The sequence below is a fragment of the Paenibacillus sp. SC116 genome (assembly GCF_024733555.1).
In the GTDB taxonomy this organism is placed as follows: Bacteria; Bacillota; Bacilli; order Paenibacillales; family Paenibacillaceae; genus Paenibacillus_B.
The window spans coordinates 1707473-1724803 of sequence record NZ_JANIOF010000001.1 but is presented as its reverse complement, the minus strand read 5'-3'; the positions used below and the strand labels follow the sequence as shown (position 1 = coordinate 1724803).

Annotated in this window: 12 protein-coding genes; 10 read left to right on the top strand and 2 right to left on the bottom strand. The window is 41.0% G+C overall.

The annotated features are described in order from the left end of the window. The first annotated feature begins 460 nt into the window (after positions 1-460). The 3 genes from NQ117_RS07515 to NQ117_RS07505 all read left to right on the top strand — a co-directional run bounded on the left by NQ117_RS07515 (position 461) and on the right by NQ117_RS07505 (position 3506). Positions 461-1843, top strand: a complete 1383-nt coding sequence (locus NQ117_RS07515; protein ID WP_258278196.1) for a TraB/GumN family protein — start codon at positions 461-463, stop codon at positions 1841-1843. Positions 1844-2033: 190 nt separating this feature from the next. After that, entirely contained in the window at positions 2034-2855 is an 822-nt protein-coding gene (locus NQ117_RS07510; RefSeq protein WP_258277351.1) for a sensor histidine kinase, read from the top strand. 3 nt (positions 2856-2858) lie between these two features. Then, positions 2859-3506 carry a response regulator gene (locus NQ117_RS07505; RefSeq protein WP_258277350.1) on the top strand — a complete coding sequence of 216 codons (648 nt, stop codon included), beginning with the start codon at positions 2859-2861 and terminating at the stop codon, positions 3504-3506. Positions 3507-3673: 167 nt separating this feature from the next. Here NQ117_RS07505 and NQ117_RS07500 read toward each other — a convergent pair whose 3' ends face one another. Beyond that, on the bottom strand, positions 3674-6028 hold the full coding sequence (locus tag NQ117_RS07500) for a S8 family serine peptidase (protein WP_258277349.1): 2355 nt from the start codon (positions 6026-6028) through the stop codon (positions 3674-3676). Between the two features lie 253 nt (positions 6029-6281). Here NQ117_RS07500 and NQ117_RS07495 point away from each other — a divergent pair, with 253 nt between their 5' ends. The 6 genes from NQ117_RS07495 to NQ117_RS07470 all read left to right on the top strand — a co-directional run bounded on the left by NQ117_RS07495 (position 6282) and on the right by NQ117_RS07470 (position 14806). After that, positions 6282-9032: an AAA domain-containing protein gene (locus tag NQ117_RS07495; RefSeq protein WP_258277348.1), complete on the top strand. Its 2751-nt coding sequence runs from the start codon at positions 6282-6284 to the stop codon at positions 9030-9032. A 93-nt stretch (positions 9033-9125) separates the two neighbouring features. Further along, on the top strand, positions 9126-9860 hold the full coding sequence (locus tag NQ117_RS07490) for a MerR family transcriptional regulator (RefSeq protein ID WP_258277347.1): 735 nt from the start codon (positions 9126-9128) through the stop codon (positions 9858-9860). Between the two features lie 229 nt (positions 9861-10089). Next, positions 10090-10854: a VOC family protein gene (locus NQ117_RS07485; protein ID WP_258277346.1), complete on the top strand. Its 765-nt coding sequence runs from the start codon at positions 10090-10092 to the stop codon at positions 10852-10854. Between the two features lie 568 nt (positions 10855-11422). Then, positions 11423-12016, top strand: coding sequence for a TetR/AcrR family transcriptional regulator (locus tag NQ117_RS07480; RefSeq protein ID WP_258277345.1), 594 nt, complete (start codon positions 11423-11425; stop codon positions 12014-12016). Positions 12017-12070: 54 nt separating this feature from the next. Then, positions 12071-12727 carry a DJ-1/PfpI family protein gene (locus NQ117_RS07475; RefSeq protein ID WP_258277344.1) on the top strand — a complete coding sequence of 219 codons (657 nt, stop codon included), beginning with the start codon at positions 12071-12073 and terminating at the stop codon, positions 12725-12727. Positions 12728-12973: 246 nt separating this feature from the next. Continuing rightward, positions 12974-14806, top strand: coding sequence for a UbiD family decarboxylase (locus tag NQ117_RS07470; protein WP_258277343.1), 1833 nt, complete (start codon positions 12974-12976; stop codon positions 14804-14806). A gap of 136 nt (positions 14807-14942) precedes the next feature. Here NQ117_RS07470 and NQ117_RS07465 read toward each other — a convergent pair whose 3' ends face one another. Next, positions 14943-15407: a MarR family winged helix-turn-helix transcriptional regulator gene (locus NQ117_RS07465; RefSeq protein ID WP_258277342.1), complete on the bottom strand. Its 465-nt coding sequence runs from the start codon at positions 15405-15407 to the stop codon at positions 14943-14945. A 251-nt stretch (positions 15408-15658) separates the two neighbouring features. On the opposite strand from NQ117_RS07465, the gene NQ117_RS07460 reads away from it, so the two are divergent. Then, positions 15659-17263 (top strand): MDR family MFS transporter, encoded by a 1605-nt coding sequence (locus tag NQ117_RS07460; protein ID WP_258277341.1) that lies wholly within the window; start codon positions 15659-15661, stop codon positions 17261-17263. Positions 17264-17331 lie beyond the last annotated feature (68 nt).

Here is a 17331-nt window from a genome sequence, read left to right as displayed (position 1 = left end):
TAAAAGGGCGTGCTTTATAGGTGAAAGCAGACAGATCTGCATGAATGGGAAGCCCTGATTTAGATTAAAGACAATTATGCAGTTATTTTATGTGAAAATGTGAATTTATGAGGCATTATCGACAAAAATACATTTATTTTAGTTGCTTTTCCCTTTTAAGCAGCCTAATCGAGAAAAACAACTGCATATTTGTCCTTATTTATTGAAAAATGGCGTTTTCTATTTAAAATAGCTGCACTTTTGTCCATATCATCATGGTTTATGCACGTAATTGGAATATTTCGCGAAAACGAAGCAGGTGCTCCTTTCTCACAACTTCAAGACACATATGGGTTTATTATCTATGAAATGAATTGAATTTAAATAAAAATATTATATTTTTGACATATGTAAATTCAATAGATAAGGTATAATTATATGCAACATTTACCACATCTTAGATTTGAGAGGAGATCGAATGATGCTAGAACAAAAACGCTTGTCCAAGCTTACGCGTTGGACTGCAGCGGGGATACTGAGCTTTTCAATCTTGTTAGGAAATGTATTCCCCGTTCATGCAGAAACTGCTGATCCTGCAGCTCCACAAATTAGCCAATGGTCAGTAAAGACGCTGCATGAAGGTGAGAAGTACGGTATTTATCCGATTAATTGGTATTACGATGGATCGTTCCAAAAAGCGATTACACCGGATAAATTCAAAACACTTATGGAAGGAACAACGGCGAAACTAGATAAGCTTGGTGTCAAGAAAAAAGTGACCTCCTTGTCTTTCCCAACGGATAAAGGGATTACGAGAGAAACGGTGATTACTTCCTTACATAAGCTGTTAGCAAACTATGAGCTGCCACAAGCATTCGATATGAAGGCAGATATGGCACCGACTGACTATATGCAGAAAAAAGGGATCGTTAAGGGCACGAAAGCTGGCTTAGAGTTGGATAAGCCTAGTACCGTTGAACATGCTGCTGTGATGGCAAGCCGCTTGGTGGAGTTTGCTTATGACGCTGCTGGAGCTGGTGCAGAAGGTCTAATGTGGAAAGTAACAAATGATAAAAATACGTTGTATTTACTAGGCTCCGTTCACCTAGGTACTACAGATATGTATCCGATGCAGAAGAGCATCCGTGAAGCATTCGATGCTTCGGACGATTTATGGGTCGAATTGGATTTGGTAAACGGAGACATGAGTTATTTTAATGAGAAGATGCAATACAGCGATGGAACTACTATAAAAGATCATGTGTCTAAAGAAACGTATGAAAAGCTGCAAAAAGTTCTGACGAAGCTAGACTTGCCGGGGAATGCTTTTGACGGATTCAAACCTTTTGCCATTTCCACGAGTCTGTCGACTTTAGGGTATGCCCAAAATCCAGAAGCGTACCAAATGGCGATGCTAACTGGTATTGACAATTACTTTATTACAAAGGCTATGCTGACAGGTAAACCGATTCATGAGCTAGAAGGTGTTAAAGTGCAAGCTCATGTATTTGCGGATGTTCCACCTGCACAGCAGGAAAAAGAATTGAATGCTATGCTAGAATCCATCCTGACTGGAAACGGCTTCAAGGAAAGCGAAGAGAACTTGAAAAAGATGCAGCTTGATTGGGTAGAGGGCGATGCAGAAGGCTTGGCAAAATTGCTGGAAGTTGGATTCGAGGACGAAGCGAGTAAACGTTTAATAGGGGAGCGGGACAAAAATATGGCCAGCAAGCTTGCTGGATTGCTGGAGAAAGAAGGAGAGAACACATCCTTCGTCGTTGTGGGCGCGGCTCATTACGTAACGAAAGGCATGGTTGTCGACCTGTTGAAAGAAAAAGGCTATACCGTTCAGTATTTGCAATAACTCGATATACCATATGAAAGCAGTCCGTACAATGAGGCAGAACGTCTCTTTGTACGGACTTTTTTTCATCATTTCGGTCGATTGATCAAACGCAATACGATAAGATAAAAGAAGGCGACAAAGGCTCAATGAAGCATCATGATAGAAATCGTTTTGTGCGACTGCAAGCATATGGAGAGGGGAAGTCGAGATGAGCTATAAACAAATCAAATGGCTGATTCTAATTATTCCGACTTTGACGATTGGCCTATGGGAGTATGTAAGGCACGAATTTCTTCTTCCCTATATTTCTATGGAATTGGGTAACTGGCTCTCACCTGTATTCGTATTAGCAGTAACGCTGTTGTTTTTAACGAAATTGTTCAAAATGATTGAGCATTATCAAGAAGAATTGAATCGTGTGAAGGCGGTGCAGGTCGTGTTAGAGGAACGGGAAAAGATTGCCCGGGAATTGCATGACGGCATTGCGCAATCCCTATTTTTCTTAAATGCTCAGGTAACACGTATGGAACAAATGAGGCAAGCGGAGGGACTTCCTTTTGGACAATTGATGGAAAGCGTGTATCGTACTAACGATTATGTAAGACAAGCCATTGCTAGCTTGCGGCATGCTGCGGACGCAGACGAAAATCCTTGGCTGAAGGGGATGGGGAGTTTAATTGACGAATTGAGCCGTGAAACGGATATGCAAATTGAAACGAAATGGGAGATAGAAGATTCACAGCTCTCATCTAAAGATAAAATCGAATTGTTAGCGATTGTTCGGGAGTCGTTAATCAATAGTTATAAACATGCGGAAGCTACAAATGTATGTGTAAAAGCGCTGACAACAAAGCGAGGATGGATGTGTCAGATTACGGATAATGGCAAGGGGTTTGATCCAGAAAAAGCAGTTGGCGGCAACCGCTATGGACTTAAAATGATGAAAGATCGGGCTAATAATATGTCTTGGAAGCTGCAAATCGATAGGAAAAATAGGGAGACAAGGATCGCCATTGTAAAGGAGAGTTAGTGCATGTCAATATTTCGGGTCCTAATTGTTGATGACAGTGAATTGGCTAGGGCTGGGATTCGTATAATTTTGGAGAGCGATCCTGCCTTTAAAATCGTTGCGGAAGGAAGTAACTGTGAAGAGGCGCTCGCACTCAGCGAGCAGTGGATGCCCGATTTAATTTTGATGGATATTCAAATGCCTGGCATAGATGGTTTGGAAACGACTCGTCGATTAAAGGAGAAATTTCCTTATGTCAAAGTCGTAATGGTAACCGTATCCGATGATATTGCACATTTATTCGATGCGCTCAAAAAAGGGGCTCAAGGTTATTTATTAAAAAATTTAAAGCCAGAGGCATGGCATGAATATTTGAAAGCGATCGCGGTTGATGAAGCGCCGATGACGCGTGAGTTAGCGTTTCGTATTTTAAAAGAGTTTTCTCCTATGGGAGCTGAAGAGGCACAATCCAATCGCTTAACAGGCAGAGAACGCGAAATATTAGGATTAGTCGCCAAGGGGCTAAGCAATAAGGAAATTTCAAGTAAGCTTGAAATTTCAGAACATACGGTAAAAAATCATTTAAAAAATATTCTTCAGAAACTCCAATTGGAAAATAGAGTCCAGCTTGCACGCTATGCCTATGAGCAAAGCTGGTTGGTAAAGAGATAGACTCTATTTACATGGGATTTGCATGTATCAATCCTATGACTGATTGGTCGAGGGATGTCCTTAATATTCAAAAATAAAAGACCGCTCCAATCTAGGCATTTGCCAATGTGGAACGGTCTTTTTCCGTATTTCAATCCTTATTCATATCTCTATCATGTCTTAAATTTTTATTTAATAGTTACTTCTGTTGTACGTTCCGCTTGATTGCCAAACACATCTTTTGCACGCAGGACAATCGTATGCTTTCCGGGAGCTAATTTGGCGGAACGCAAATCAGCGAAAAATTGTTTCTCGTCTACGTTGACATTCACATAGTTCCACTTTTGTTTGTCATTGACACGCCACTGCATCGTAATAAGTTTAGGATCGAAGATAAGGTTGCTTTCCAATTCTTTTGTCACTATAAGACCGTTAAAGCCAGTAAGCTGATCTTCGAGTTTACCAAAAAGCTGTCCTTTGGCAGCTTTTTGCTGGTTGATGGTCATAACAGGTGCCTTCGAATCAATAAAGATGGAAGTACCTTCTGCTACCGTTTGACGATGTTCTGCAAAACTTTTCACCTTAATCGTGTAATGGCCATCTGGGAGTACTGTTCCATTCATATCTATACCTGTAAATTTGAATGGAGTTAATCCTTTTGCATGATTCGCTTGATTCAACAGCACATATGTTTTTCCCGCCAAAGATTTAGGTTGTTCATCTTCACGTGTTGCCGTTACGAGCACACGTTGAGAAGGGACGGTCACATAATAATGAATGGTCGAAGATTTTCTGCTGCTGTCACCTTTAGGTGCATACATCGTATTATCGATGTACGTTCCTTGTACTAGTGGGTAGCTTTTTACTTGGTTGACTAGTACGAAGGGAACGCTTAACACATCCTTATCGCCTTTAATCGAAATAGCACCTGACCATATTCCCGCCTTTTGCTTCACATCTACGGTCCATTTTACTGGGATTTTGACCATTTGATTCGGTTGAACCGTGATTTGCTGTGGGATATCTATGTGACCTTTGCCTGTTTCCATTATTGCTTCTAGCTCATAAGTAACTGGCTTGGGCGACGTATTTTTAAGCTCAAGTGTTTGAGAAAGTACAGGATTGTTCCCTTTGTAACCAGGTGCAATTTGTCCAAATGACAAGCTGGCTGGTGCTGCGAACGTGTTCGTTTGCAATGCGGCTTCTACATTCAAGCTGCCCGCACCTTGTTCTGTGCGTTTATAAGGGATGCCTTTCTCATTTACGAGCTGATTAGCATGCTGCATCAACGCAGACTTAACCATATCAGGGGTCCAGTCTGGATGTGCCTCTAGCAGCAGCGCAGCGGCTGCCGTTACTTGAGGAGCTGCCATACTTGTGCCGCTATTCAAGCCGTATGCATCTTCTGAAGCCAATGAACTGTAGATATGCATCCCAGGTGCAACGAGATCGGGCTTAAGGAGCCAAGTACCTACTGCTGGCCCGCGTGAGCTTAAGCTGCCAAGTCGTTCTGCTACGTTTACGCTGCTCCATGACCAGGATTTAGACGCTAGCTTTTTCAGCTTATGAGCATCTTTCATTGGAATGATAGCGCCCGGAATCATGCGTGACGGATCTTTATCTACATTGACGTACGTCGTAGAACCATCTTCATCAAAGGAGGAGACAGCCAAAATAATCCCTTTTATGCCAGCTTGTTGAGCTGCTGGATACCAATCTTCTACGAAATAATCCGAATCTTCACTTGCTTCAATGATGACATACTTCCCGCGATATTTAGCATCTTTCAGCTTTTCTGGAGCCACATTCCCTGCGTATATGAAGGCTGCAGGTCCTGTTGTAGGGAGCATTTTCGCACCATATAAGGGATGCAATTGAATTTTAGTCGTGCGAGTAACAAGTGCAGCATCTGTGCGTGATTGTGAAGTTGCTCCTACAACAATCGGCTCTGCACCATAACCTGGGGACGTGATCGACCAATCCTCACCGTTGTTTCCTGCTGACTTTACAACAACGACACCTTGCTTCACAGCTTCTGCAACCGCGCGAGCAATCGGTTCACCAGGAGCGTCTATATCTGCATTTAAGGATAGATTGATAACTTGGACTTTGTCTTGGACAGCTCGTTGAATAGCATCTACAACGAAATGAGAATAGTTTGTCTGACCTTTAACTCCGCCGAATACACGATAAATATGCAGCTCAGCATCTGGTGCTTGCTGCATAATAATACCTGCAACATGTGAGCCATGTCCGGTTTCGTCTTGAGGAACAGAATCCTGATCCAAATAGTCGTAGCCTTTTTTAATATTGCCCTTAAATAATGGATGCTCCATATTGATGCCGCTATCGATAACGGCTACTTTTATTCCTTTGCCTGTATATTGCTGGGACAGTATATTAGAACCTGTAGAAATATGATTCTCACTAAACCCGCTAGGAGCAGCTTGTACCGTAGTCATGCCAAATAGACTTGTTACAGTCATGGAAACGGCTAGTGCTGAAGTTACTATTATTTTTTTGCTGTGTGTTATTCTTCGCATGTCTGTATAGCCTCCAACTTTCTTTTGCTAGCTATACTATAAATGCTCTAGCTAAGGGATAAACTACGAAATTTTAATGATTCCATTTTAATGCAGAAGCAGGTTTGTTGATTGATAATGAGGGTCGAGAAAGTAAAGACCTCTCTAATTTATTTTGTGGTAAAATTATCAATAAGTTTAGTGATTCTTTTATATAGTTTTTATCGATTTACTATAATATTTTGATTATTTTAATAGAGGAAATGATAAAACTATGAATGAACGAGCTGTATTAATTATAACCAACAAAGGTGATCAAACGAGAGAAATCGATTCTTATTCGATAAATGGAAACTCGGTAGAAATCAAATTCGAAAATAGTACTAAATCCTATTATTATTCCTCGTCAAAAGTAACAATAAAAAAGGAGCCTTTTGAATTAGACATCCATAATAAATATATTTTTTATGGTGAAATACCTATTCGTAATGTACACGAAATATTTGATTTCGAAGGTACGTTCAAAGTTTTTTTCATTGATGGAACTACACAAATATATGATTCTCAATTCATTCGAATTGAACAATTAGGTGATATCTCAAATCAAGCAGTAAGCCTACTGGACTATTGGTCAGATATAGCGCGATACACCAATATAGAGGATGAGGAGAAATCATTCCTTAAAAAAGAGTTTGATAAACTCAATTCTGTACATCCAGAAAGTGTTTTAGCGGTTTACATGAATAAGTCACCTATAGCAAAATCGGAGTTACTTCAGAAACAAGCCATATTTCCATTTCGATTTAACTTAAGTCAGAAAGAAGCGCTTGAGTTGGCTATGACTAGCCAGTTATCTATCATCGAGGGACCTCCTGGTACAGGAAAGACTCAAACGATTTTAAATATTCTTGCAAATGTGGCTATTATGCAAAATAAAACAGTAGCAGTTGTGTCGGGGAATAATGCAGCTGTGCAAAATGTGAAAGATAAATTAGACAAAAACGGTTATGACTTTATAGCCGCATCGTTAGGTAGAAGGGAAAAAAGAGTATCATTTTTCAGTAATCTCCCTCGAGGAGATGTTGAAAACTGGAAAAGTGAGCTTCAGGAAAATGAAATTTTAGATACTTTATCCCGATTAACGGGACAACTTAATCGTTTACTAGAACTTTCTAATCGAAAAGCTAGGATTGATCAACAGCTCGAGGCTTTTAGTTTAGAACAAAAGCACTTTCAATTACATAATGAAACAAAAGATATGGATAGTATGGGACGATTATTTTGGCGGCGACAGACATCAGAAACGGTAATATCTTTTTTAGTCGATGAGTATTTTGCTGGAAAATATGCTAATCGCTTGTTGCCAAAGGCTAAGCTACTACTAAAGTATGGATTTTTTGATTTTAAGAAACTAAAACATAACCGAATTGAATTAATTACGAGCATGCAGATGAAATACTATGAATCAAAAATTCTAGATTTGAATCGAGAGAAAGAGCAGATACAGTTGGAGCTGGAACAAGAATCTTTTCAAGATTTATTGGACCAACATGAGAAATATTCAACAATCCTATTCAAGCATAAATTATATTTAAAATATGCTTCTAAAGCACCTTACAAGGGAAACGTTAAAAATTATAAGGAGAATTTTAAAGAATTTATTACACATTATCCAATACTGCTAAGTACAACCCATTCTTTACGAAGTTGTATTCCAGAAGATTTTCTTTTTGATTATGTAATTATTGATGAATCTTCTCAAGTGGATTTATTAACAGCTGTACTAGCTATGTCATGTTGTAAACGAATGATTATTGTAGGTGATACGAAGCAGCTACCACAGATCGTTGATAAAAAGATTCGAAGAAAGCTTAATTTTGCTGATGTAGAAAGGGAGTATGATTATTTTAATCATAGTCTATTATCTTCAGTACTTGAAGCATATGGAGAAAATGCGCCGAAGGTTATGTTAAAGGAGCATTATCGTTGCCATCCGCAAATCATTGGATTTTGCAATAATCAGTATTACAACGATGAATTAATTCCATTTACTTCAGTAGAGGCTTCCGACATTCCAATTAAACTGCACTACACAAGTAAAGGAAATCACATGAGAACAGTGACCGTCAAAGGCCTTGAAGGGACGTTTAACCATAGAGAAATAGATGTCGTACAAGAAGAAATTTTAAAAGAACTACAATTGGATCATATTTCAAATGAAGACGTTGGATTCACTACGCCTTATCGTCTGCAAGTAAAGGAAGCCGACATAATACTAGATCAGGGTGTGGAGATTGATACAGTTCATAAATACCAAGGTCGTGAAAAACCTGTGATGATTCTATCTACCGTTTTGGATCAGACGAGTGGTGAGAGATCACAAAAGTTTGTTGAAGACTCACGACTAGTTAATGTAGCGGTATCACGAGCGCAGAAGCAACTTATTCTTGTGACCGATCATTCATTTTTTCGAAATTCGAGAAAAGACATTGGTAACTTGATTCGATATATTGAGTACACTACACTTCATGAGCATATTACGCAGAGTGAATTGATCTCAGTGTTTGATCTACTTTATACAGAATATTCAGAAAAGCTTACCGACCTGGAAAGTAGACTTATTATTATCTCGCCATATAAGTCGGAGAGTGTCATATGGACGGTTCTGACCGATTTAATGAAAGAGGATGCTTATAAATGTTTTTTTATTAATAGGCAGATCCATCTTAAACATTTACTGAAAGATATGAATCGTCTCAATGAAGTAGAAAGAAAGTTTGTGGCAAATGGATCCTCTGTGGATTTTGTTGTCTACGATGCGCTGAATAAGCAGCCACTATTAATAATTGAGGTAGACGGTTTTGAGTCACATCGAAATAATAAAGCTCAGATAGAAAGGGATAAGAAGAAGAATTCGATATTGCAAAAATACGATGTACCACTACTTCGTCTACCAACTACAGGATCAAATGAAATTGTAAAAATCCGACGTAAATTAGATGAGATGTTAAGTAATTCAAACTAGCGATGATATTTGCATATTTCTAATTGCTAGTTATGAACGTCGTTTTTTCAACCTGGAATTTATTAGAAAAACTTTCATCAGGAGGATCACATCATGACGACCGTTCAATTAACGACAGGCCAGGTCGCCTCCAAGCTTGGAATATCTGTCCGTACGCTTCGATATTACGACTCGATTAAACTGTTCAGTCCCAAAAGCAAGAAGACCGGGGGCAGACGCATCTACTCAGAAGAAGATTTGCTTAGGCTGGAGAAAATTACGCTGTTGAAGTCATTATCTTTGCCACTTAGCGAAATTCAGAACTTGCTGGACGAGCTGTCGATCAAACAGATTCTTGAAGCGCATCAGAAGCATTTGCGTGCTCAAGTGGCTCAACTGCAAGAAAGCTTGGAGCATACAACAGCGCTGCTGAATCTCTACGGGATAGAGGGCGAGTTGCGCTGGGATACATTGCTGCCGCTGGTTAGAGGGCCGCAGAAAGAAGTAAAGCCGTGGCAGTCTTATTTTAATGAGGATGAGTTGAGATTGCTTACTACCCGCCTTCCTAAGTTGGAAAGCAACGACGAGATTACACAGCAGTGGATCAATGTGATCGTTCGTATCGAACGTTGTTTGCATGAGGGGATTGGACCGCACTCGGAAGAAGGAGCGCAGATTGCAAGGGAGATTGAAGGGCTTTCTGCGTTGACCTTTGCAGGTGATAGAGAGCTGATGGAAAAGTTCTGGAATGTGCGGAAGGACCCAGCATCGTCTGATCCAGGCTCAGGACTAGTACCGATTCGTTCGGAGGTCATACAGTTTGTTGAGGATTGTATGACTCCGTCATAATACCACCATTTACATGAAATACTTGCCCTGTCACTAACGATGAATCATCGGATACTAAATATATAGGGAACGTAATCGGCACCAGTTTGCACTGCGTCTCCTGACTGTAATAAGGATAGGTTGGAATCAACAGTGGTCCCTCCATTTTTGGGTAAGTTCATGAAGGATGTTCAGCTATTTGTGAAGGGGTGTTGGAGAGCTGGATCAATTAATGAAGGGAGAGAGGTAGTTGACCAATTATCGTGCAGCAGATGAAATTTGTTGGTTAGATTTGAAGTCGGCGAATATTGCTGCTGCTCAAACATTTTATCAAGCAGTGCTTAGCTGGCACTTTAAAGAAGAAGCTTGGTCTAATCGAATGTACACAACGATTTATGTAAGTAACGGAAAGTTGGGAGGCTTCACGGATCTGAATGCTTCGATATTTCCACTGGGAACGAAGCCGCATATGAGTATTTATATGGCAGTCGATAACGTAGATCAAACCGTTGCCAAAGTAGAAGAAGCGGGAGGTACAATACTTATTCCATCGTTTGATATGGCTGAATTTGGCCGTATGGCTGTAATACAGGACAATGTGGGTGCGGTTATTTCGATATGGGAGCCTCGACGGTTTAAAGGGATGAATGTTGATGCAACTCGTGAAGGTGCCCAAAGTTGGTTTGAACTGGAGACGACGGATATAGAACGTTCTTATATGTTTTATAGGGAAGTATTTGATTGGACTTTGGAACGGATAGAAGACCATTCATTTATAAGTGTGTATGGGCTTGGAGGAAAGAGGATAGGAGGTATGAAGCAGATTGCTTCTAAAATAGGAATGACTCAATGGAATGTTGGTTACACCGTGAAAGATGTGGATGAAACAAGAAGCAAGGCGCTATCGCTAGGGGCTAGTCTGACGAAGGAACTTCACCATTTTCAAGCTGGTAGGAGAGTCGATTTGATAGATCCAGAGGGAGTACCGATTATACTAATTGAACATGAGAAATGAACAGATGAGTGAGTCGGACAGGGATTCGAGAAGGTGGATTGAATCACTAGAGCCGATCGCTTCAGTTTGTTGTCACCTTTCATGATTCGATTGTTAACGTGGAAGCGATATTATTTTGCAGGGGCAAAATGCCCCTGGTTCTCGTATGTATGGTAGATAGATAACAGTAGTAGTGCTGAATGTACAGGAATTTAATCGACGAGATCAACGAAAAATCTAAAGATGCCTCGAATCATGCGCCCGATGGCTCGGATTACTCTCCAGATACCTCGGAAGATTTTTCTGAAAAATTTAAAGACGGATTTTACCTTTGACCATGCTCTTTTTATTTCTCTTTTGCGATTACTCATATGTTATCACCTCGCTAGCAGATAAGGAAAATGATAGCATAGGGGACTTTAGATGTGTATGAAGTTTTTTCCTGTGCTTTGTTAACATGAAACTAGAGTAATTTCAGTAACTTTCAGTTAGTGTTAGGCTAATTATGTAGTTGTACATCATTGAGAAAATGTGGTAGTGTACTTATTGAGACCGAATGGTCTCTAATTTTCCGCGCGGGAGATTTAGCATGAGAAATGGTCAAGATACAAGAAACCGAATTATCGAACAATCCGCTGTTCTCTTTAATGAGAAAGGTTACTCTGGGTCATCCATGTCCGATATTATGGACGCTACAGGACTAAAGAAGGGCGGCATCTATCGTCATTTCAAAAATAAAGATGAACTAGCGTTAGAAGCATTTCATTATGCTGTTGACGTGTTGAGAAAGTCATATCGCCAAGCGGTTAGTGGCAAGAAGACAGCAGAGGAGAAGCTGATTGCTGTTCTCTCTGTCTATATGAATGTCGTTGAGGCACCACCTTTGCAGGGAGGTTGCCCGTTGTTGAATACGGCTATAGACACGGATGATACACATCCACTTTTAAATGAGAAAGCACGTGATGTAATGACCGAATGGCTTTCTTTACTTAGCTCGATTCTGCACGAGGGGATTCAGTCACAGGAGTTCCGGGCAGATTTGGATGTAGAAGAGGCTGCTATATTTTTAACATCTGCTTTTGAAGGCAGTATTATGATGGGAAAGCTGTATAAAGATAACGAGTACATGATGAAATATGCTGCTCAACTAAAAAGGTATATCAATTACTGCGTAAAGCAGTAATTTTTATATAATAAAGAGACCGATCGGTCTCGATAAAAAGGATGGGATGATTGTATGAAAAACCAGTGGAACGTGGGTATTTTGCTGTTTGAAGATGTGGATGTTATGGACTACTCAGGACCATATGAAGTGTTCAATTTGTCATTTAGAGATGCGAACCAAGTGCAGGAGTTTTTTGAGAGCGAAAAGGAGCTTGAGGGCAAACCGTTTAACGTAAAAACAATTGCTCAGCACAAGCAGCTAATTACTGCGGACCACGGATTGAAAGTAATGCCGGACTTTTGCTTTGATACGTATAATCAAACATTTGATATTGTTATTATTCCAGGTGGACCTCTTAAGGCGATAAAAAGTGGTATGAACAATAAAGAAGTATTGAACTGGATTGTTTCCCAGCACAAGGCGGGAGCGACGATTGCGTCAGTATGTACGGGGGCCTTTTTTCTGGCGGCAGCGGGTCTGTTAACGAATAAAAAAGCAACGACAAATATTTTAGCATTGGACTTTTTAGAAAACCAATTTTCAGATGTAGAAGTCGTTAGAAATGTCCGTTTTGTGGACAACGGAGATGTACTGACTTCCGCGGGCATTTCAGCAGGGATTGATATGTCGATGTATATCGTTGAAAGGCTTCTTGGAATAGAAGCTGCACGTACAGCCACAATGACGATGGAGTATCCTTATTATGAATCGGCATCTATAAAGCAGTAAACAGTGCTGTATTACCTTTCATGCAGCTGTTAGCGAATAAATGAGCTTGCATTCTTCGATTGCGATAAAAGAAGTAATCATAAAGCGAACAGGTCCATCATTGACCTGAGCTGCCAGATTCCTGATAATAGAAGGGACAACTTTTTAACTTATGAATGAACAGGTTTTATACCATACATTTTAGAAGTGACTCATATTTATCAGGAAGAAATGAGCTCACTATCTTCAACAGATTGGAGCAGTACAATGAGATATCGCAATCTAGAAGAATGCATCCTTGATTTGGAGAAGCATGGGCATTTGATCCGCATCCATGAAGAAGTTGACCCGAATCTGGAAATGGCAGCTATCCACTTGAAAGTGTATGCCGCTGGTGGTCCGGCACTGTTATTTGAAAATGTAAAAGGATCGAAATATCGTGCCGTCTCTAACTTGTTCGGTACGATGGAGCGTAGCAAGTTTATTTTCCGCGATACGTTGGAATCCGTGCAAGAGGTTATCGGACTGCGCAACGATCCGATGAAGGCGCTTAAAAGTCCGTTTAAATATGTGGGAACGGGCTTATCAGCGTCTAAGGCCTTGCCGATTAAGAAGTCTGGTGTTCCTGCTGGTTTCGAAGAAATCCAAATTTCCGACATGCCCTTGATTAAATCATGGCCGATGGATGGCGGAGCATTCGTTACCTTGCCGCAAGTATACTCGGAGGACCCTGAGAAGCCAGGCATTATGAATTCCAACTTAGGGATGTACCGCGTACAGATTAGCGGAAATGAGTACGAATTGAACAAAGAGGTCGGTGTTCATTATCAAATACATCGCGGTATCGGTGTTCATCAGCATAAGGCCAATAAATTGGGCAAGCCCTTGAAAGTAAGCTGCTTTATTGGTGGCCCACCTTCGCATACGCTGTCTGCGGTTATGCCACTGCCTGAAGGAATGAGCGAGCTGACATTTGCAGGTTTGCTCGGTGGGCGTAACTTCCGCTACAGCTATGAAGAAGGATACTGTGTAAGTCATGATGCTGATTTTGTCATAACAGGGGAAATCTACCCAGATGAGACAAAGCCAGAGGGGCCGTTTGGCGATCACTTGGGTTATTATAGTCTTACGCATCCATTCCCTATGATGCGAGTGCATAAAGTGTATGCGAGGAAAAATGCCATCTTCCCATTCACGGTCGTTGGTCGTCCTCCGCAGGAAGACACTTCTTTCGGAGCATTGATTCATGAGCTTACGGGAAGCGCAATCCGTCAGGAGATTCCTGGTGCGAAAGAAGTTCATGCGATTGATGCAGCGGGTGTGCATCCATTGTTGTTTGCCATCGGAAGCGAGCGCTATACGCCTTATCAGCAAGTGAAGCAGCCTGCTGAGATTCTTACGATAGCGAACCGGATTCTCGGTACAGGTCAGCTAAGCTTGGCGAAGTACTTGTTCATTACGGCAGAAGAGAAGCAGCCAGTAACGACACATCATATTGAGGAATTTTTGATGTATATACTGGAGCGCATCGATCTGCATCGGGATATTCATTTCCAAACGAACACGACGATCGATACCTTAGATTATTCGGGAACTGGGTTGAACACAGGAAGTAAGGTTATATTTGCGGCTGTTGGCGATAAGAAGCGAGAGTTGTGTGCGGAAGTACCGAAGCCATTGAAGTCCTTGCCTGGGTTTGAAAAAGCTAGCATGATTATGCCGGGTATTGCTGCAATTCAAGGGCCAGCCTTTACGAGCTATGCAGATGCACAACGTCAAATGGACGAGCTGAGTGCAGCGATTCGTGAACAAGGGGATCTGTCATCCTGCCCGATGATTATCTTGTGCAATGACAGTGAATTTATGAGCGAGACGCTTAATAACTTCCTATGGGCTGCATTTACGCGCAGCAATCCGTCTCATGATATTTACGGCGTCAATAGCTATTATGAGCATAAGCACTGGGGTTGCGATAATGTTATTATCGATGCACGCACGAAGCCACACCAAGCGCCGCCATTAATCCCTGATCCAGATGTAGAAGAGGATATTCAGCGCTTCTTCCAGCCTGGAGGAGTTTTGAGTGGTATTACTAACTAGGAACTCAAGATGTTTGAGTCTGTGTAACTATATAGGTTATCGTTGAAGATTCGAAGTGAGTTATAAGTGAAAATAGAAGTGACTGTTCCCTGTATAAGCAGTGGAGCAGTCACTTTTTTTGATTGGTACATGTGTATTAACGTTGACGTTCGTCATCAAGTTGATCGAAATAATCCAAAGATTGGGTGAGAAGCTCAATGAGCTGATCACTTTGTTCTTTTCCAAGATGGTCAATGAGTCCGGAAAAAATAGTCGTAATCATTTCCTGAGAGTCTTGTGCGACTTGTGCGCCTTTATCGGTCAGTGTAATTTCAACAATTCTTCGATCACTCGAATGAACCGTGCGGTTTACGTAGCCGTCTTTCATTAGACTATTAAGCATTTGTGTCACAGTGGGGGAAGTAACTTGTAAAAGTTTGCTCAAATCAGACACCGTTAAACCTTCTAGGCATGGTTTACTGTTTGCTTCTTTAAGCGCGATTAATAGACGGACTTCGCTTCCTTTTAGTGTCCACTTCATTTTTTTTCGCCAATCCATCCTTGCCAGTGTGGCAAATACACGGCGCAGCGCAATAACATTTTCATATTTAGATTCTGTCATGTATAGTCACTCGATTCCGATTGAAATGGTAGCTTTAAAAGTAAGGTTACGCAAGTAATGATAAGGATTTGAAACTATTCAGTCAATAAAGCTGAGTAAGCGGCATTTTTCAAGGGATTTCGTCGCTTGAAAGTATATAAAAATTTATATAATATTAGATAGGTTGCCTAACTAATTAAAATATAAGTGAACCACGACATAGGCAGTGGGCATTCAACGAGTATTTAACACAACTAGAAAAGAGGAATGGAATGGAGAGTTTATCTCACAAAAAGAAAGTCGTTGTCATGATCGCATTAATGACTTCGATGTTTTTCGCAGCTATTAATCAAACGCTCGTCGGAACCGCAATGCCTAGAATTATTGCAACACTAGGCGGGATGGAGTATTATTCGTGGGTTATCACGATTTATATGCTTACTTCAACAGTTGCTACCGTATTAGTTGGTAAGCTGTCGGATATATATGGCCGTAAGCCGTTCTTGTTATCAGGGATTGTTATCTTTATGATAGGTGCCTTTTTAACAGGATTGTCTACAACGATATTTGAAATGATTACGTATCGAGGAATTCAAGGTTTAGGCGCAGGGATATTGATGTCATGTACGTCAATGGCAGTTGGTGACTTATTTGCGCCTCGTGAACGCGCAAAATGGACGGGGCTTATGATGGCTGTATTTGGCTTCTCTAGTATTATTGGACCGACTTTAGGCGGAATCATGATCGATCATATGGATTGGCAATGGGTGTTTTGGGCGTTCTTGCCGTTAGGTGTTATTGCGTTCGTAATGATTTGGAGAATATTCCCTAAAACGGATAAAGCTCAATCGGAATCGATTGATTACTTGGGATCGTTATTGCTATCCCTGTCGCTCGTTGCTTTGTTAATAGGTTTCTCATGGGCAGGAACGAAATATGCATGGGGTTCGATTGAAATTGTTGGACTATTTGCAGCAGCTATTGTGTTTGTCATCCTATTTGTAATGGTTGAACGCAAAGCTAAAAGTCCAGTAATGCCTTTGTCTTTATTTAAAAATAAAATTGTTGTAAATACGAGCTTGAGCGGTTTCCTAATGAATGCGGGCATGATGGGTGCTATGATTTACTTGCCATTTTTTGTGCAAGGGGTAAAAGGGTTAAGCCCGACCGAATCTGGCTTCGTCAATATGCCGATGTCGATCATGATGATCGTATTAAGTTCATTAACGGGACGTTGGATTTCTAAGTCTGGAAAATACAAGCGTTATGCGATAAGCGGCATCGCGTTCATGGTCGTAGGTATGTTGATGATGGTGGTTATGGACAGCATTGCAATGGCTTTGGCCAGCATGTGTGTGTTCGGAATAGGTATTGGACTAGCCATGCCAGTCTTTACGTTAGCAGCGCAAAACTCAGTTCCTTTGGACCAACTGGGCGTCGTTACGGCTACATCTACGCTGTTTAGAAACTTAGGCGGCACGATTGGGATTGCTGTATTTGGTTCGGTGATGAATGGGGTGCTTACGCGCAATATGGAACAAGCGATGGCTGCCGGACAAGGTCCAGACTTGTCTAAAATAGACCCAGCAGAAGCCGAGCAATTGGGTACGTTGATGAATCCGCAAATTTTGCTTAATCAGCCGAAGTTGGCAGAGATTGAAGCTTCGCTGCCTGAACAATTGCAGCAAGGGTTCTTACAGCTTATGGATATGCTTCGCTCGGTATTAAGTGATACCGTGTCTATGGTATTTATGCTCGGTGCTGGTTTACTTGCGCTAGGTCTTATTTTGACACTATTCCTGAAAGAAATTCCGCTGAGAACTGCGCACAAAGGTGCAGAAAAACAAGTGGGAAGTAAGCAGGAAGCGGAAGCTTAAGTCTACAAAACAAATGAGTACGTATGGGCTGATATTCTTATAACTCCCTCTCAACTTAATACGATGCA